Genomic DNA, 17,493 nt, shown 5'->3' with positions numbered 1-17,493 from the left:
GGCATGGTCGGCGAGCTGAAGATCGACCGGGGCATCCCCAGCCAACTCGATCGTGTCGCCGACGTAGCGCGCGCTCATGAGAGCGCAGGCTATGACGGCTGTTGGACGGGTGAAATCAACCACGACCCGTTCCTGCCGTTACTTCTGGCTGCCGAACACACGAACTCGATCGCTCTGGGCACCAGCATCGCCGTGGCGTTCGCGCGCAATCCGATGATCGTGGCCAATCTCGGTTGGGACCTACAGGGCTTCTCCGATGGTCGATTCATCCTTGGCCTGGGGACTCAGATCCGCAGCCACATCGAGAAGCGTTTCAGCATGCCATGGAGTCACCCGGTACGGCGGATGGCGGAATTCGTTGCCGCGCTGAAGGAGATCTGGAGCAGCTGGTCCACCGGTGGCCGCCTCACGTTCGACGGTGAGTTCTACACCCACAAGCTGATGACGCCGATGTTCACTCCTGAACCCATGGCACAACCCGCCCCGCGGATCTTCATCGCCGCGGTGGGCGAGGCGATGACACAGATGTGCGCCGAGGTCGGCGATGGACTGCTTGCGCACGCCTTCACCACTCGCCGCTACCTCGACGAGGTGACAACTCCCGCAGTCTTGCGAGGTCTGGCACGTAGCGGCCGGGACCGGGCGAACTTCGAGGTGTCCAGCCCCGTCTTCATCGTCACCGGGCGCGACGGGGACGAAATGGCCGCTGCCACTGCGTCGTTCCGCAAGCAAATAGCGTTCTACGCCTCCACGCCCGACTATCGGAGGGTGCTCGAACTGCACGGCTGGGGTGATCTGCAACCACAATTGCGCGCGCTGTCATTAGCCGGTAAATGGGACGCGATGGCCGATCTGATCGATGACGACATCCTCAGGGAGTTCGCCGTCGTCGCACCGATCGAGCGGGTCGGTCACGCCCTCGCGAAACGCTGCAGTGGGGTGATCGACCGCGTGCTGCCCGGGTTCCCCAACGCGACGCCCGAACCTGTGATCGCCGAGGTGCTCGCCGAGGTCCGTCGATCGCACTGATCGGGACGACCCGCCTACATCGCTACTGCGCGTCGTTGAGTGCAGTGAGATCCGGAATTGCGAACTCGGCGACCACATCTGGTCCGTAGACGGTTTCGGCGATGGGTGCCATGCTCGGCATCACCGGGATGTTCAGGCCGCCGTCGGCGCCGAACACCTGACCGGTGATCCACGCCGCTTCGTCGCCGGCAAGAAAGGTCACGACATTGCCGATATCTTGCGGCGTGCCGGGCCGACTCAGCGGCGTAGCGCGATGGTAGGTCCGGTCAAGGCGCCCCGGGGTGACAAGGGAGACGATTTCGGTCGCGATGTAGCCCGGCTGCACGCCGTTGACCCGAATATTGTGCGGGGCGAGTTCGATTGCGGCACTGCGGGTCAGCATGTCCACCGCGGCCTTGGATGTCACGTAGGCCGTCAGCCAGGGCTGCACCTTGGTCGCCGACGTCGAGGAGATCGTGACGATCGAACCTCCGCCATGACCGCGCATGATCAGTCCGGCGTGCTTGATGCACAGCGCCGTTCCGATCACATTCAGGCGCAGCACGTAGTCCCACGCTTCCGATCCCAGTTGCATGATGGCGCCGGGAAACCCGCTGCCGGCGTTGGCCACCAGCACATCGAGATTGCGACCGTCAGCGGCCACCTCGATCGCCCGTTCGACCTGGTTTTCGTCGGTCACGTCGCAGACGACCAGCGCGGCCCTGTCAGCGGAAGCGTCGAGCCGCTTGAGGGCATCCTGTAGTACGTCTTCTCGTCGGCCGGCGATCGTGACATGCGCGCCCGCCGCGAGTAGGCGCTGCGCGCAGCCGAATCCGATGCCGGTGCCGCCACCGGTCACCAGGGCTCGTCGTCCATCGAGATTGGTCATGGCAAATCGGCTCCTCAGCCTCGTTGTTCTCTTGCGACATCGAAGGTTTCGCGATAGGAGGCGAATCGCTCGTCCAATACGGCGCGATCGAGCCCGAAGTCCTCGGCGGTGTACCGGTGGACACCGTAATGATGTTGCGGCTGTGTCCCGATGAGTTCTGCCATCGCCGCCTCGACCTGTGGGCGCAAAGCACGGCCCAGTTGTTCGTAGACGGTACGCACCATCGCCAGCGGGTCGCGGACCAAGTCCGGATAGGCCACATGGATCATGGACGACGGTCCGTGTCCCTGATGATACGCCGTCAGGCCACCTGCGCAGTGAGCGATGAATTCGGTTGTGACGTCGCCGATCACGGTGCGATCGGTGCCGTCGCTCGTTTTCTCATTGAGATATGCGATGAGGCTGGCCGTCGACGCAGTGCACACGGCCGGATCCCGGTGGGTGACGATGAGCGTCGCGTCCGGATACGTTTTTTTGAGCTCCTCGAGGGCGTAGCCGTGTTGTGGCCCCTTGAGATTCCAGCGCCCGGGCACTTTGGACTGCAGCAGCTGCAGCATGCGCTGGTGGAAGGCATACGCCGGAGAAGGATCGGCGGACATGATCCACCGGAAATAGCTGGGTACGAAATAGACGGTCGCAAACACGGTGCTGTTGAACGCATGCGCGAGCAGCGTGTTGCATTCCACCGGCGCGTCGGGCGGATCGTGGTGGATGGCCTTGAAGCCAGGGAGCACCACATCGCTCACGGCGTCCATCTCGACGGCGGTGCGATAGCGCGGATCGGTTGCGTAGGTGGCCGATTCGGGGGGTGGTACCGACTCGAGGGCTTCCCATCGCAGCAGGGACCGCAGGCCGTCGTCCTTGCCGAGCAGGTGGCTGAGCAGCGTGGTCCCTGAACGCGACATGCCGACGATCACGATCGGTGCCTCGACCCGCTCGTCGGCCACCTCGGGATGAGCGGCCCGCCACGCCTCGACCCGTAGACGATTGGTCAGTGTGGAGATCAAAAACGACTCGGCCATCACCGATCCGAGCTCCGACAACCGGGCTTCGTGATTCAGGCTGTCCACCAACTGCGTGAGCCCGCTCCGAAACGAGGGGTCGCCGTAGTCGTCGGTTCCCGTTGTGTCAGCGGCACGCTCGAGCAGGGCATCGACTTCGAACATCCGTGAGGCCTCCTCGCCTCCAATTTTCAGATTGATTATTAAAATTCGTATGGTTAAAGTCAATCTGTGATGGCAGTAGCCCCGCACCGCGCGCCACGGGCGCCCGGCCGGAGCCGACGAGGGCGGCCGGCGCGGGTCGATGCTGACGCAATCGCGGACGCGGTACTACAGATCGGTGTCGACGAGGCCACCATGGATCGCGTTGCCGAGCGACTGGGCTTGAGCGTTCCCGGCCTCTATCACCATGTGCGGGGTCGAGATGACTTGCTACGCCTCGCCGCGCAGCGGGCCATGAGCCGCAGCAAGCCACCCGTGCACGCCGGCGAACATTGGAGCGACTGGCTTGTGGTGAACGCTCGCTATATCCGTGGGGCCTTCGCCTCGCAGCCGGCGCTTCTCGAGCAGTTCGTTGCCGGGTCGATTGATGACGACACGCAACTCGCGTTCGTCGATGAGGCGCTGAACGTGCTGTGTCAGCAGGGCTTCACGCCGGAACAAGCACTCAGCGCCTGGGCCGCCGCCACGGACATGGCGTTGGGCAGCGGCATTGAGCAGGTTCGCGAACGACGCAAGACCGCCGACGGGCGTGGCTGGCCGGCGCTCATCCTCGCCGCATCTGGCCGGCGTGCCGCATCGACATTCGCGGTTCTTCCCGCGGTTGCCGCACGCGATCCCTACAGCGACGAGGCCTTCGAGGAACGGCTAGCGCTGCTGGTGTCGGGGATAGCCGCGCGGTACGGGTTCGACCTCGGCGACGGATGACGGAGGCGCCGTGACGGATTGGGACGGTCGACTCGAAGAAGCGTCGACCGCGTGGAGTTCCTGGTGTCGCGCCGTCGAATCCGCCGGAATCGACGCCCTTTCCAAGACCATCACCAGCGACGAGATCGACCTCGCCGAGGGGCTCCGTCACCTGGCCCGGATGGCGCGGCTGACGCTGTTCAGCGCCACCGAGAACCGCAGCACCTCGAATCCTTACTTCTGGCCGGCGCTGGACCCGCATCTCAAAATGGGCGGCGACAACCCACAGGGTCTGTATCTATCCGCGCCGGTCAACGGAACCGATACCTTCCGGATCAGCGGCACCTGCGGTTCGGCGCGGTGGGTCTCCTGCATCCTGGGCCGCTCGCCCGAGGGCGTCCAGGCAGGATTGACACCCTTCGGCAACGCCATCTTTCGACCCGACATCGTCGCCGGCCCCGACGACACGTTCGAAATCTTCGTCGCCCCCGAACGGCCGCAGGGGGCCGTCAACTGGGTCGAGAGCGACCAGTGGACGGTATCCGTTCTGCTCCGACAGTTTTTCGGCACGCCCGACGATGTCCACCCGATGGAGCGGCTCGAGATCGAGAATGTCAGCTCGGGGAGTCAGACGACCGTTCCGCTGCGGACCGACGACATTGCCGGGCAGCTGGCTCGGGCCGCGGCAACGTTCTCGATCCTCGTTCCGTTGATGCAGTCCGAAATGATCGAAAAGGCCTCTGCCAAGAACTATTTCGTGACCGACATCGGTGACCCCACGTCCATCAGTGGGGGAGTGCCCGGAGGCAACGCGGTGACCGCAAGGTGGGCGCTGGAACCCGATGAGGCGCTCGTCGTCGAGGTGACACCACCGACACCGTGCGGCTACTGGGACGTACAGGTGGGCAACGGGTGGTATGAATCCTTCGACTATCGCAACGTCTTCAGCGGCTTTACTTGTGACAACGCTCATGTGAACGATGACGGCTCGGTCGCCATCGTTGTCGCGGAGCGGGATCCGGGCACGGCCAACTGGCTCGAAACTGCGCATCACCGGGAGGGCCACATGGCGATCCGCTGGCAACTGTCCGAGGGCCATCTCCCGATTCCGCACTGCACTGTCGTGCGGGTCACCGAGGTGGCCGAGCGCTGGGCCCTGCCGCCCGTGTCGCCGGAGCAGCGAGCGCTAGAGAGGCGAAAGCTTGTGCAGTCCTTCGATGCCCGCTTCGGACAACGACGTGTCAGTCAAGGAGAACCAGGTGAACCCCGCCCATAACCTCGAACTCACGGTCGGGCCATGCTCGTTTCCGGCCCGCAGCGCGGGCCCGTCCGATGGGCCACTCGTCCTCTTGCTGCACGGATTCCCGCAGTCCTCGTGGGAATGGCGCGACCAGATCGACGCGCTGGCGTCGGCCGGATATCGCGCGGTAGCGCCGGAACAGCGTGGCTACTCACCCAGAGCGCGTCCGGACAGGATCGAGGACTACTCCATCGACCTGCTCGTCGCGGACGCCATAGGCATGGCGGATGAACTGGGCGCCAACACCTTTCATCTGGTCGGCCATGACTGGGGTGCCATCGTCGCGTGGCATCTGGCGGCTGCCCACCCGGAGCGGCTCGAGACCCTGACGATTGTCTCGGTGCCCCACCCGTCGGCATGGGCCGCTGCCTTCGCGGACCCTACGAGCGACCAGCCTCAACGCTCGGCCTACCTGCCGGAGATGAAAAGGCTTGGCTCCGAAGAGAATATGGGTGAGGAATTCCTACGGTTCGCCTTCGATAACAGCGGTCTCGCCGGGTTCGACACCGCGCCACACATTGAGGTGCTGGGGAGCAGGGAGGCCATGCGGGCCGCCCTGAACTGGTATCGGGCCTACGACTTCACCACCATGGGGCTGCCCGACATCACCGTGCCGACGCTGTTCGTGTGGTCACCGGAGGACGTTGCGATCGCACGCGAAGGAGCCGAATTGACCGCTCGCCACGTCGACGCCCCCTATCGGTTTGAAGTCATCGACGGTATCGGCCATTGGATTCCCGAGCTGGCCGCTGCGGAATTCTCCACGATGCTCCTCGAGCACCTCGCCGCCCACGCGACCGAGTCGGCCGTCTCGTGAAGCCGCAGGCAGTCGACACCGTCGAGCAGATCGACGCGAAGTGGTTGACCGCGGCGCTGCAGCACCACGGGATCGACGCGACGGTGCGCGACGTGACCGCCGAGCCGGTCGGTACCGGGCAGATGGGTTCGTGCTTCCGGTTGGCGATCGACTACGCAGCCGGTGACGGGCCCCAACGCCTGATCGTCAAACTCCCGGCCGCCGATCCCAACAGCAGGGCGGCCGGATCGCTGGGGTATCGCTGCGAAACCAATTTCTATCGGGAGTTCGCGCATCGCATCAAAGCACGTGTCCCGCAATGCTTCCTCAGCGTCTCCGACGATGCCAACAACGGCTTCACCTTGCTGCTGGAGGACCTCGCCCCCGCGCAAGCGGGCGATCAGATCGCCGGCTGCTCGATCGTAGAGGCGCGCGCCGCCGCCATCAACGTCGCCGGATTGCACGCGCGGACGTGGAACTCTCCGCCAGTCCGCGAGCTCACCTGGGCGATCCCGGACCTGACCGCGATGCCGGAATTCACCGGCGAGCTACTGGCCAACGCCACCAAGCAATTTCTCGAGCGCTACGCCGTGGACCCGGATACGGCGACGGTGTTGCAGCGCTACTCCGATGAGTTCATCGCGTGGACGTCCGGTGGACGAGAGCCCTACTCACTACTGCACGGCGACTACCGCCTGGATAACCTGCTGTTCTCCGCGCCGGACGCGGCCGATCCGGTGATAGCGGTGGACTGGCAGGTCGTCTCGTCCGGACTGCCTTTGCGCGACGTCACCCTGCTCGTCGCCACCGGGCTCTCGACCCCAGATCGACGTGCTGGCGAACGCGGCATCGTCGACGCCTACCATCACCGACTGGTCGAACTCGGCGTCACCGGCTACGACAGTGAAACCTGTTGGGAAGACTACCGATACGCGCTTTTTCAAGCTCCTTTTGTCACCGTCCTCGGGGCCCTGGTCGCGCAGCCCACCGAGCGCGGCGATCGGATGTTCACCGTCATGGCGGAGCGATCCGCGGCCGCCATCACCGACCTCGACGCGTTCTCGTTGCTGCCCACATGATTACGAGGGAGGCGCCCTGATGCGCGCCGCACTACTCACCGACGACCACGTGTTCGAGGTCGTCGAGATCGCCGACCCGGACCCACAGCCCGACGAACTCGTCCTGCGGGTCCGCGCGTGCGGAATCTGCGGTTCAGACCTCAAGGCCCACACGTTCCTCCCCGCGGGCTCGGTGCTGGGCCACGAGTTCACCGGAGAAGTCGTGGCCGTCGGGAGCGCGGTCCGTGACAGCTGGCGAGAAGGCCAACACGTCGCGTCGCTGCCCCTGATCGCCTGCGGGCAATGCCGGTGGTGCCTCGCCGACGAGCCCGCGCACTGCGAACGGGTCGACTTACTGGGCGTGGGCGCCTCGCCGGGCGCCTTCGCGGAGTACGTCCGAGTCGGTGCCGCACAGACGGTGGCCCTCGATGCGGATATCGGCCAGCTGGGTGCCTTGGTGGAGCCGCTCGCGGTCGGCCTGCACACCGCCGCAATGGGCGGCGTCAAGGCCGGCGACAACGTATTGGTCATCGGCGGCGGGAATGTTGGCTTGGCCGTGACCGTTTGGGCGCACCGCCTGGGTGCCCGGCAAGTGGTGGTCAGCGATCCTGTCGCGGCGCGCCGAGAGGGCGCAGCCTCCTTCGGTGCCACCGGGTCCCACGACCCTGACAACGATCCGCCACCGCGAGACTTCGACGTCGTCTTCGAATGCGTGGGCGCCCCCGGGCTGGTGCAAACCGCCATCGACGCGGCAGTCACCCGTGGCCGCGTGGTGATTGCCGGTGTGTGCGTATCGGCCGACTCGATCCTGCCGGTGACCGCGCTGGTCAAGGAGGTCGAGATGCGCTTCGCCATGTACTACCGCGGCGACGAGTTCGCCGCCGCGGCAAGGTTGTTGGAGTCGGGTGGCATCAACGCCGACGCGTTTGTGTCCGGGCAGGTCACCCTCGACGGCATTACCGACGCCTTCTCGCGCCTGCTGACCCAGGCCGGCGACCGGAAGATTCTGGTGGTGCCATGACCGAAGGTTCGCCCCGCGCTGCAGAACTCGACGGCGGCGCAGTCGCCACACTCTGACCCCAAGGAGAAACGGTGCTCAGTCCATTCGACGACTACCCGATCCACCCGTCGGCCGATCCGATCGCGACCCCGGCGACCGGCGACCCCAACCACTACGACCGGTACTGGTTCAACGGCCACCAGCGTGACGGCGGCTTCTACTTCGGCGCCGCCATGGGCCACTACCCAGTGCGCGGCATCATCGACGCGGCCTTCAGCTTGGTGAAAGACGGAGTCGAGCACTCCATCTTCGCCTCCGGCGCGATGCCGCTGGACCGGGCCACCACCGTCGGCCCGATCCGCATCGAGGTGACCGAGCCGATGCGCACCATCCGCTTCGTCGTCGAGCCGAACGAACACGACATCAGTTGCGACTTGACCTTTCGCGCCACCACGGTCGCCATCGAAGAACCCCGACAGCAGCGTCGGAGCCCGGAAGGCATCCTGCTCACCGACCACACCCGCCTCACGCAGTGGGGCAGCTGGGAGGGCGCCGTCGTCGTGGACGGTAACGAGCTACGCATCGACCCCGGCGAGGTGTCCGGCACCCGCGACCGGTCCTGGGGGGTGCGACCCGTGGGGGAGCAGCTGCAGGTGCAGCGTCAGCCGATGCCGTTTCAGGTCTTCTGGCTCTGGGCGCCACTGCATTTCGGAGATCGCTTCACGCACCTGGCTCTGCATGAGTACGAGGACGGTCGCCGCTGGCTTGAGAGCGCACTCATCCTCGACCCGATCCCGGCGGGCGCGTCGCCCTACGGCAAGGAGGGCGTGCGCGAGTGCCACGACATCGACTACGAACTCGAGTGGGAACCCGGACGGCGAGAAATCAAGCGGGCGCGGCTGGCATTTCATGACCCGGTCGAGGGCAAGACGCTGGTCGAGATCGAGAAGGTCCTCACCTTCCGCATGCGTGGCATCGGCTACTGGCATCCTCACTGGGGCCACGGGTCCTTCCACGGACCACTCGAAACCGGCCGCGAATCAATACGTTTGGATGACTTTGATCCGATCGACTTCTCCTCCATCCATATCCAGAACCTCGTCCTCGCCAAGATGGGTGATCGCCGCGGGGTCGGCGTCGTCGAGCAGATCCACCTCGGTCCCCATCAACCCACCGGGCTGACGGGATTCCTCGATGGCCACCCAGGCGGGATTGGCCAAGGGTCGACCCCTTTTACAGTGAGCCGATGACGACAAAGGTGTCCGCAGATGGGATCGCGATTCCGGCTGAGGTAAGTGAGCTGACCGCGGCGTGGTTCAGCCAGGCGCTGGACCGTGATGTCAGCGCGGTTGAGGTGATCGACGCCCACTCGGGCACCACCGGTCGGGCGCGGGTCCGACTGACGTCCGGCGGCGAGCTGCCCGACACGTTGTTCGTCAAGCTGCAGCCGTTCAGCGAAGATCAGCGGAAGCTGATTCGACAGGTCGGGCTGGGCGTGGCCGAGGCTCGCGTGTATGCGAACGTCGGCGGCGAGCTACCCGTGCGAGTGCCGCACGTCTGGTACAGCGCGTACGAACCGGCCGACGGCGCGTTCGTGATGGTGCTCGAAGACTTGGCAGCCTCGGGTTGTCGGTTCCCCGCCACTGCAGACGAAGACATCTTGCAGGTGGCCCATTCCGCTGTGGAGGAACTTTCGACGTTGCACGCGGCGTATCAGGGCCGCAAGCTGCCGTGGTTGCGCACCGCCGAGGGGATGCGGGCCAAGCCGGCCGATCCTCAGGTCGAGGCGCGCCGTTCGATGTTCATCAGGATGGCGCTCGAGCAGTTCGGCGCCGAAATGCCGCTCGTGTTCACGCGTTTGGCGGAGTTTTACATCGCACACCTCACCGACGTCGCGGCTCTTTTCGGCGAGGGAGAGCGCACGCTGATCCACGGCGACAGTCACATCGGCAATCTGTTCGTCGACGGCGGTCGCACCGGTTTCTATGACTGGGCCGTTGCCGGCCGCGGTCCGGGGATGAGGGACTTCGCCTACTTCATGTGCAACTCGATACCCACCGATGTGCGCCGCGCTCACGAGGACGACCTGCTCGGCCGTTATCGACGCACGTTCGAGTCGCATGGTCACACGTTGGACGAGGGCGTCGCGCGCGAACAGTACCGGCTGTTTTCGGTGTACTCGTGGATTGCCGCCACCTCGACTGCCGCAATGGGATCCACGTGGCAGCCCATCGAGATCGCGCGGCCCGCCATGATCCGCGCCACCGAGGCGGTCGAGGACCTCGATGCGGTGGGGCTGCTCGAGGCGCGCCTCGGCGTCCGCGGTTGACTTTTTTGAGATAGTCATCACTATCTTAAAGACATGAGTGCGGTGACCCCGGCCAGAATCGGTTTGCTCGTCGACTATCTCGACGAGCACGGCGGATACGACGACAACATCCTCGACGCGTTGCGCCTTGTCTTCGACGAGTACGCCGAGCAGGGCATCTTCGAGCGGCCGGTTGAGTTCGTCGTACGTGCCGTACAGGGCCTGCCCAACGGATCGTTTCGGGCGGTCCGCGATGCGTTCCACGAACTGCTCGACCAGGACGTGCTCGTCATCTTCGGGCCCTGGGTATCGGAAAATGGTGTGGCCCTGCGCCGCTACGTGGAGGACGCCGCCGAGGTCGCCTGCATCACGATGGGCGCCAGCGAAACCATGCTCGGGGAGTGGGTTTTCGGGCTCCCCGCCGGGTCGATGGAGGAGGAGCCGATCATCATGGCGACGGTGGCGGCGCTCGACGGTTGCCGCACGGTGGGCATCGCGTTCGAAGACTCGCTGATCGGCACCGAATACCTGCGGACCACGCGGGCGGCATGCGCCGACGTCGGTCTACGCATCACCGGCGAGGTCCCCATCCCGCAGGTTGAGTCCGACAAACGCGCCGCCATCGCCGCGTTGGCCGTCGACAAGCCGGACGGAATTCTGCACGTCGGTTTCGGCCTCGGCATCCCGGGGATGAACGACGCGCTGAGCGAAATCGGTTGGATGCCATCGCGTTACACCACAACCGCGTTCGAATTCGCTGCGACCAGCGAGTGGTGGCGCCACCAACTCGCCGGCTGGATCGGCCTCGATCAGTACGACGAACGCAACCAGACCGGCAAAGAATTCCTCGACCGGTTCGAGGCGCGCTACGGCCGCCGCCCCGAATACTTCTGGCCGCTCTACTGCTACGACGTCGGCCGGATCATGGCGATTGCACTGGCCGATGCCCGGCCGCTGTCAGGGCCGGGTGTCAAAGGGGCCCTGGAGAAGATCAAGATGCTGCCCGCGGCGTCCGGAGCGCCTGGCACCCGGCTGTGGTTCGGCAAGTTCATCCGCCATGGGTGGATGGGCAGCGAGTTCCTGGTGGCGCGTCGCGTCCTGCCCGACGGCAGCCGCAGCGTGCTGCACGGAACCATCGAGGGCCTCATCGAATCACCGCAACTGCCATGACGATTCGGGTCATCCAGTGGGCGACGGGACCGGTCGGTGGCGCCGCTCTGCAAGCCATCATCGACAGCCCCGACCTGAACCTTGCCGGGGTGTACGTGTTCACCGAATCGAAGGTGGGTGTCGACGCGGGCACACTGGTCGGCCGCCCGCCCACCGGTGTGCTCGCGACCAACGACCGCGCGGCGATCCTCGCCCTGGACGCCGATGTGGTGATCCACGCCGCCAGTAAGGCTTTCCCCAATAACACCAACACCGACGACATCGTCGCGCTGCTCGAATCGGGTAAGAGCGTCATCACCATCACCTCCTATAGTCACCTGCCCACCTACGGCGCTGACGTGCACGCCCGCATCAACAACGCCTGCGCCGCGGGCGGCAGCCGATTCCACGCGGCCGGCGAGCACCCCGGCTTCATGTTCGAGCGGCTGGCCGCCACCGTCACCGGGCTGTCGGGGCGCGTGGACCGGATCACGGTGCAGGAGTTCGTCGACTGCCGGGCCATATCGGAACGCCAGATGCTGGTCGACCTGATGGGGATGGGTAAGCCGCCGGAGGAACTCAGCGTCGACTCGCGGGTCTTCCGCGGGCTGTCGTCGCAATACGAACAATCCCTGGCCGCCACCGCGGACGTTCTCGGGCTGACCATCGACGAGATCAGACCGAGCATCCACACCGCGACATCCGACCACGACATCGAGGTTGCCTGCGGAGTCCTGCCGGCCGGCACTGTCGTCGGCCAGATCATGTCGTGGACGGCGTACCGAAAGGGAGTCGGCGTCCTAGTCGCCGAGGAGTACTGGACCGCCACCGGCGACATCGCGGAGCGGGACCTCTCGGAAGACAGCCAATCCCTGGTGCGGGTGATCGTCGAGGGTTACCCGTTGCTGCGCGTGGAACTCAAGTTCGACAATGCCGCGGTCGAGGGCCTACCAGGCGTCGTCAGCGGCCAGGCCGCGGTCGCGATGACGGCGATCCGCGCCATTCCCTACGTACTCGAGTCGCCCCCAGGGGTTGTCATCCCCGCCGTGTTCGGCGCGTATCAATTTCCCGAGGCGCGCTAGCCGAGGGCGCGTTCGATATCGGCGAGCAGGTCGTCGGTGTCCTCGATGCCGCAGGAGATGCGCGCGAAACCGTCCGCGACGGCATCGCCCCAGCGGGCCCGGCGATCGACCGAAGTGTGGACGCTGCCGAAGCTGGTCGCGGCGATGAGCAGCTCGCTGCGCCGCACGAGCGCGTGCACGGCCGTGGCATCGGCCAATTCGGCGGACACCAGCGCGCCGAATCTGCGCATCTGCGCCGCCGCCACGGGATGGGCGGGATCGTCGGCCAGCCCGGGGTAGCGCACCGCGCGCACGCCCGGATGGCTCTGCAGCATCGTCGCCAGGGCCTGCGCGTTGTGGCATTGGCGTTCGAAGCGCAGTCCGGCGCTGGCCACGCTGCGTAGCAGCAACCACGCCTCGAATGCGCCCAGGATTGCGCCCGCGAGCAGCCGTTGACGGTCTACGGCGGCGATGAGATCGGGCCGGTTCGCGGCGACGTATCCGGCGAGCAGGTCGCTGTGACCGGACAGTCCCTTGGTGGCGCTGGCCACCACCAGGTCGGCCCCCAGCGACAGCGGCTGCTGGCCCAGCGGTGTGGCGGTCGTGTTGTCCACGATCAGGCGCGCACCCCGACCCCGACACGCCGTCGCCAAAGCCCGCAGATCGACAACGTCCAGTTTCGGGTTGGTGGGAGTTTCGGCCAGGACCACGTCGGCGCCGGCGGCGGCATCGATGATCTGCGAGCTGGTCGCCTCGATCACGGTAACCCCAACGGGCACAAGGTATTCGGCCGCATAGCGGCGCACCTGATAGTAGCCGTCGGCCGGCAGCACCAACACCATCCCGGGTTTGGTCGACACGTTCAGCGCGGCGGTGATGGCGGCCATTCCCGAGCCGAACGCCAACGCGCCGCTCGCGCCCTCCAGTTCGGCGAGCGCCGATTCCAGCCGCCGCCAGGTGGGATTGGAGGCGCGACCGTAGGTATCCAAGTCCGCGTCGTCGTCCGACAAATGGTAGGTGGCGGCCGGCACCGCAGGCGGCGACACGGGCTGTCCCGGAATGGCCTGCGCACTTACAGCTTTGAGGCTGCGGGTGGAATCGCCGTAATTGTGACTGCTCATCACTAAGGATTATGGACGGGTACGCGTTGGCCGGGGGCCAGACCCACGGTCGGCCTCGTTACGCTCCGAGAATGACAACGGTCAGCAAGGCGCGATCGCTATGGCTTGTCACCGTGGCGTACATCATTGCCACCGCGGTGGCAGCGGCGTGGCTGGCATGGGGCCCGCGCACCGGACAGCTCTGGCTCGACACCCTGATCGCCGACGTGCTGGCGACCCTGGTGGTTTTCGTTTTCAGCCGGGCCTACCGCAACTCCAGTTTCTACGACGCGTATTGGAGCGTCGTTCCGCCGCTGCTGCTGTTCTACTGGTGGAGCCAGGCCGCACCCGCGGTCGATGTGTTGCGGTGCTCGCTGCTGGCCATCGTGGTGGTGCTGTGGGCGATCCGATTGACCGCGAACTGGGTGTATGCCTTCCCGGGCCTACACCATGAGGACTGGCGCTACCCGATGTTCAAGCAGCGGGCCGGACGCTGGGAGATTCTGGCCGACCTTTCGGCCATCCACCTCATCCCGACGCTGCAGGTCTTCCTGGCCATGGTTCCGGCGTACGTGGCGGTGACCCGACCCGGGCCGGGGTTGGTGTGGCTCAGCTGGGTCGGCTTCGCAGTGGGCTTGGCCGCCGTGGCGCTGGAATTCGTCGCCGACCTGCAGATGCACCGTTTTGTGGCCGAGCGACGCGCGGGTGCTGCGATGGACCGGGGCCTGTGGAGCTGGTCGCGCCACCCCAACTATTTCGGTGAGTTCAGCTTCTGGGTCGCGGTCGCGTTGTTCGGCATCGCGGCGGCGCCGGGGGACTGGTGGTGGCTGCTCCTGGGAGCGGTGGCGATGCTGGCGATGCTCGTCGGTGCGAGCATCCCGATGATGGAGGAGCGGAGCCTGCAACGCCGCCCGTCGTATCAAGACGTCGTGGACCGGGTGTCGCGATTCGTGCCGCGTCCACCACGAAAAGCCAAGGTGTAGTGCGCAATTAGTTGTAGGCCCGATCCCGTCCCACCCGCTTACAGGCCGCAGAGGGTCAACAAAGCAGATTCATAGAGTAGCTATATACCTTCTGTCTTACAGAAGAACGAATGACTCGCTGTCTTACAGAAGAACGAATGACTCGGATCAGAATCTCAAGTGGGGGGAACGCCATGATGCTGAAGAGGATTGTCGGTACGGGTGCAATCGCTGGTGCGCTTGGTCTTTCGGCCATCGGACTGGCCACTGCGGCCAGCGCGGCTCCGGCGCCGCAGACCATTCCGGGGCCGGCCCAGCATGTGCAGCTGGACGATTGGCACGGCGATGGCTGGCACGGCGGCGGCCACGGCTGGGGCGAACCTGGCTGGCGTGGCCCCGGCTGGGGCGGCCCCGGACTCTACGGCCCTCCGCCGCCGCCTCCTCCGTGCGCCTTCGGCGTCTGCATCTAGCCGACCTATGTTGCACCGGAACTGATTCCGACAGTCGCCTTGCCGATTAGACCGGCAAGGCGACTGTCGTTTGGGACGAGCTGTGCTGCCGGGCGGGGTGACGTGATTGCCATCGCATACGCTGCACCCAGCTACGTGCGAAAGGTCACTCCATGCGTATCAGCCTGATAACCAATCTCAACAACACGACGCCCCTCGAGTCGGCCATCCGCGATCTGTCTGAAGCGCGCGAGGGAGGATTCGCGCGGCTGTGGATGACGCAGATGCCCTTCGACGTCGACCTGCTGACTGTGCTGGCCGCCGCGTTGCGTGAAGTCCCGGATATCGAAGTTGCCAGCGGAGTGGTGCCCATCCAAAACCAGCACCCGACCCTACTCGCGCAACGGGCGTTGACACTCAACATCATTGGCGGCGGACGGTTCACCTTGGGCATCGGGGTCACCCACCGGGCCGTGACCGAGGGTATGTGGGGTATCTCCTGGGATCGGTCGGTGAAACGACTGTCCGAGTACCTCGACGGCTTGCTGCCGCTGCTCGCCCACGAACCGGCCGACGCGCCCGGCGAGCTCGTCACGACCAGGGGAGCACTGCAGATCCCGGATGCCCCGACGCCCCAGGTGTACGTCGCCGCGTTGGGGCCGCAGATGCTGCGAGTCGCGGGCCGGCGCACCGCGGGAACCATCACCTGGATGACGGGCCCCAAGACGCTGCGCGAACACGTCGGACCCACCCTGCGCGGCGCGGCCGTCGACGCGGGACGCGCCGACGGATCGGTTGCGGTGGCCGCCGCACTGCCGGTCAGCGTCACCGACGATGTTGCCAACATTCGATCGCTGGCCGCCGAGCAATTCGCGATGTACGGCCATCTCCCGTCGTACCGGGCGATGCTTGATCGAGAAGGCTTCGCCGGCCCGGAGGATGCCGCATTGATCGGCGACGAGTCCACCGTCTCCGCCCACCTCGATGACCTCCGCGACGCGGGGGTGGACGAGTTCGTCGCCATCCCGTTCGACCCTTCGCCCGAGGGAGTGCAGAGGACCCGAGCGTGCCTTCGGGCTTGGGCGTCTTGACGGGATCGCGCCCGTGACTCCCTGCGCCCACACCGCCGCCATCCTCGAAGACCTGCCGACGGTGCGGGGATGGCAAGAAGATCTCTACCGCGACCTTCACGAGCATCCGGAACTGTCGAATCAAGAACGTCGGACGGCCGCGATCGTGACTGAGCGTTTGCGGGACTGGGGCTACGAGGTACACAGCGCGGTCGGCGGCACCGGCGTCGTGGGAGTGCTGCGGAACGGGGACGGCCCCACCGTCTTGCTGCGTGCGGACATGGACGCGCTGCCGGTCAAGGAGGCGACGGGGTTGCCTTACGCCAGCAAAGCCCGTTCGACCGACGACGCCGGCAACGAGGTCCCCGTCGCGCATGCGTGCGGACACGACGCCCACGTCACGTGTCTACTCGGTGCCGCGGCGCTGTTGGCGCAACACACCGGGCAGTGGGCCGGCGCTATCGTCGCCGTATTCCAGCCGGCCGAGGAGCTGGGGCGGGGAGCTGCTCAGATGGTCGAAGACGGCCTGGCACAACTGATTCCACCGGTCGACGTCGCGCTGGCACAGCACGTGGGCCCGGGTCCGGCGGGTTTCGTCGGGACCCGTAGCGGCCCCATCCTCGCGTCGGCAGACAGCTTGCGGGTGACCGTCTACGGGCGGGGCTCACACGGCTCCATGCCGCAGCACAGCATCGACCCGGTGGTGCTCGCCGCGATGATCGTGCTGCGGCTGCAGACGATCGTCTCGCGTGAAGTCGACCCCACCCAGACTGCGGTGGTGACGGTCGGCAGCGTCCGCGCCGGATCCAAGAGCAATGTGATCGGTGACCACGCGGTCCTGGAGATCAATGTCCGCACCTATGACGACGCGGTTCGGAAAACCGTCTTGGCCGCGATCCGGCGCATCGTGGTCGCCGAGTGCCAGGCCTCCGGGTGTCCACGTGACCCCGATATCGAGCACTACGACGAGTTTTCGGCGACCATCAACGACGACACAAGTACCGGCCGCGTCGCCGAGGCCTTCACCGAATATTTCGGCAACCAGTTCGCTGAGATTCCGCCCGTCACCGCGAGCGAAGACTTTGGTGACATCCCCGCGGCCCTGGGCGCGCCCGGCACCTACTGGTTCATCGGCTGCGTGGATGCCGAGCAGTTCTGGCGTGCCTTCGCCGCGGGCCGGATGAGCGAGGACATCCCGGTCAACCACGCCCCGAATTTCGCGCCTGTCGTCCAGCCGACCCTCGACATAGGGACACAGGCGCTCGTCGTGGCGGCTCTCGCCTGGCTGCGGCCCGCATCATAGATCCACGCCTTCCGGCCTGGGCGCCGTGTTGAGCCAGTACGGTGGGGATCGATGCTCGTTAATCGACGGCGGCCTCGATGGTGGTGGAGCTGCGCTCGCTGCTTGATGCACTGAAGGTGGATTCGGTTGTCTT

Annotated in this window: 17 protein-coding genes; 14 read left to right on the top strand and 3 right to left on the bottom strand. The window is 65.9% G+C overall.

Features of this window, described 5'->3' with window-relative positions; translation table 11 throughout:
- Positions 1–3 precede the first annotated feature (3 nt).
- A complete protein-coding gene (locus tag MNAB215_RS01195) occupies positions 4–1,029 on the top strand; it encodes an LLM class F420-dependent oxidoreductase (RefSeq protein WP_077077094.1) in 1,026 nt (341 codons plus the stop codon).
- A 22-nt stretch (positions 1,030–1,051) separates the two neighbouring features.
- Here the strand turns inward: MNAB215_RS01195 and MNAB215_RS01190 are convergent, their stop codons facing one another.
- Positions 1,052–1,897: an SDR family NAD(P)-dependent oxidoreductase gene (locus tag MNAB215_RS01190; RefSeq protein ID WP_077077093.1), complete on the bottom strand. Its 846-nt coding sequence runs from the start codon at positions 1,895–1,897 to the stop codon at positions 1,052–1,054.
- Between the two features lie 14 nt (positions 1,898–1,911).
- Entirely contained in the window at positions 1,912–3,063 is a 1,152-nt protein-coding gene (locus MNAB215_RS01185) for a sulfotransferase family protein (protein ID WP_077077092.1), read from the bottom strand.
- 69 nt (positions 3,064–3,132) lie between these two features.
- On the opposite strand from MNAB215_RS01185, the gene MNAB215_RS01180 reads away from it, so the two are divergent.
- The 9 genes from MNAB215_RS01180 (at position 3,133) to MNAB215_RS01140 (ending at position 12,497) form a co-directional block, all read left to right on the top strand.
- Positions 3,133–3,825, top strand: a complete 693-nt coding sequence (locus MNAB215_RS01180) for a TetR/AcrR family transcriptional regulator C-terminal domain-containing protein (protein ID WP_077077091.1) — start codon at positions 3,133–3,135, stop codon at positions 3,823–3,825.
- Between the two features lie 10 nt (positions 3,826–3,835).
- Positions 3,836–5,080 (top strand): DUF1214 domain-containing protein, encoded by a 1,245-nt coding sequence (locus MNAB215_RS01175; protein WP_077077090.1) that lies wholly within the window; start codon positions 3,836–3,838, stop codon positions 5,078–5,080.
- Positions 5,064–5,921 (top strand): alpha/beta fold hydrolase, encoded by an 858-nt coding sequence (locus tag MNAB215_RS01170; RefSeq protein WP_217348895.1) that lies wholly within the window; start codon positions 5,064–5,066, stop codon positions 5,919–5,921. Before MNAB215_RS01175 ends, MNAB215_RS01170 begins: the two co-directional genes overlap by 17 nt.
- Positions 5,918–6,979: a phosphotransferase gene (locus MNAB215_RS01165; RefSeq protein ID WP_077077088.1), complete on the top strand. Its 1,062-nt coding sequence runs from the start codon at positions 5,918–5,920 to the stop codon at positions 6,977–6,979. The genes MNAB215_RS01170 and MNAB215_RS01165 overlap by 4 nt, the downstream gene beginning before the upstream one ends.
- Before the next feature lie 19 nt (positions 6,980–6,998).
- Positions 6,999–7,979, top strand: a complete 981-nt coding sequence (locus MNAB215_RS01160; RefSeq protein WP_077077087.1) for a zinc-dependent alcohol dehydrogenase — start codon at positions 6,999–7,001, stop codon at positions 7,977–7,979.
- Between the two features lie 71 nt (positions 7,980–8,050).
- Positions 8,051–9,208 (top strand): Rv3169 family protein, encoded by a 1,158-nt coding sequence (locus MNAB215_RS01155; protein ID WP_077077086.1) that lies wholly within the window; start codon positions 8,051–8,053, stop codon positions 9,206–9,208.
- A complete protein-coding gene (locus MNAB215_RS01150; protein WP_077077085.1) occupies positions 9,205–10,287 on the top strand; it encodes a phosphotransferase family protein in 1,083 nt (360 codons plus the stop codon). The genes MNAB215_RS01155 and MNAB215_RS01150 overlap by 4 nt, the downstream gene beginning before the upstream one ends.
- 33 nt (positions 10,288–10,320) lie before the next feature.
- Positions 10,321–11,436 (top strand): ABC transporter substrate-binding protein, encoded by a 1,116-nt coding sequence (locus tag MNAB215_RS01145; RefSeq protein WP_077077084.1) that lies wholly within the window; start codon positions 10,321–10,323, stop codon positions 11,434–11,436.
- On the top strand, positions 11,433–12,497 hold the full coding sequence (locus MNAB215_RS01140) for an NAD(P)H-dependent amine dehydrogenase family protein (RefSeq protein WP_245830094.1): 1,065 nt from the start codon (positions 11,433–11,435) through the stop codon (positions 12,495–12,497). The genes MNAB215_RS01145 and MNAB215_RS01140 overlap by 4 nt, the downstream gene beginning before the upstream one ends.
- On the opposite strand, the gene MNAB215_RS01135 is transcribed toward MNAB215_RS01140, so the two are convergent.
- Positions 12,494–13,597 (bottom strand): cystathionine gamma-lyase, encoded by a 1,104-nt coding sequence (locus tag MNAB215_RS01135; RefSeq protein ID WP_077077083.1) that lies wholly within the window; start codon positions 13,595–13,597, stop codon positions 12,494–12,496. The genes MNAB215_RS01140 and MNAB215_RS01135 overlap by 4 nt on opposite strands.
- A gap of 71 nt (positions 13,598–13,668) precedes the next feature.
- On the opposite strand from MNAB215_RS01135, the gene MNAB215_RS01130 reads away from it, so the two are divergent.
- The 4 genes from MNAB215_RS01130 to MNAB215_RS01115 all read left to right on the top strand — a co-directional run bounded on the left by MNAB215_RS01130 (position 13,669) and on the right by MNAB215_RS01115 (position 17,360).
- On the top strand, positions 13,669–14,559 hold the full coding sequence (locus MNAB215_RS01130; RefSeq protein WP_165691511.1) for a DUF1295 domain-containing protein: 891 nt from the start codon (positions 13,669–13,671) through the stop codon (positions 14,557–14,559).
- Positions 14,560–14,735: 176 nt separating this feature from the next.
- Positions 14,736–15,008 (top strand): hypothetical protein, encoded by a 273-nt coding sequence (locus MNAB215_RS01125; RefSeq protein ID WP_083746044.1) that lies wholly within the window; start codon positions 14,736–14,738, stop codon positions 15,006–15,008.
- Between the two features lie 152 nt (positions 15,009–15,160).
- A complete protein-coding gene (locus MNAB215_RS01120; RefSeq protein ID WP_077077081.1) occupies positions 15,161–16,078 on the top strand; it encodes a TIGR03564 family F420-dependent LLM class oxidoreductase in 918 nt (305 codons plus the stop codon).
- Between the two features lie 4 nt (positions 16,079–16,082).
- Positions 16,083–17,360 (top strand): amidohydrolase, encoded by a 1,278-nt coding sequence (locus tag MNAB215_RS01115; protein ID WP_077078320.1) that lies wholly within the window; start codon positions 16,083–16,085, stop codon positions 17,358–17,360.
- Positions 17,361–17,493: the final 133 nt, after the last annotated feature.

The organism is Mycobacterium numidiamassiliense (genome assembly GCF_900157365.1).
Taxonomy (GTDB): Bacteria; Actinomycetota; Actinomycetes; order Mycobacteriales; family Mycobacteriaceae; genus Mycobacterium; species Mycobacterium numidiamassiliense.
This window is presented reverse-complemented; position numbering and strand designations above follow the sequence as displayed.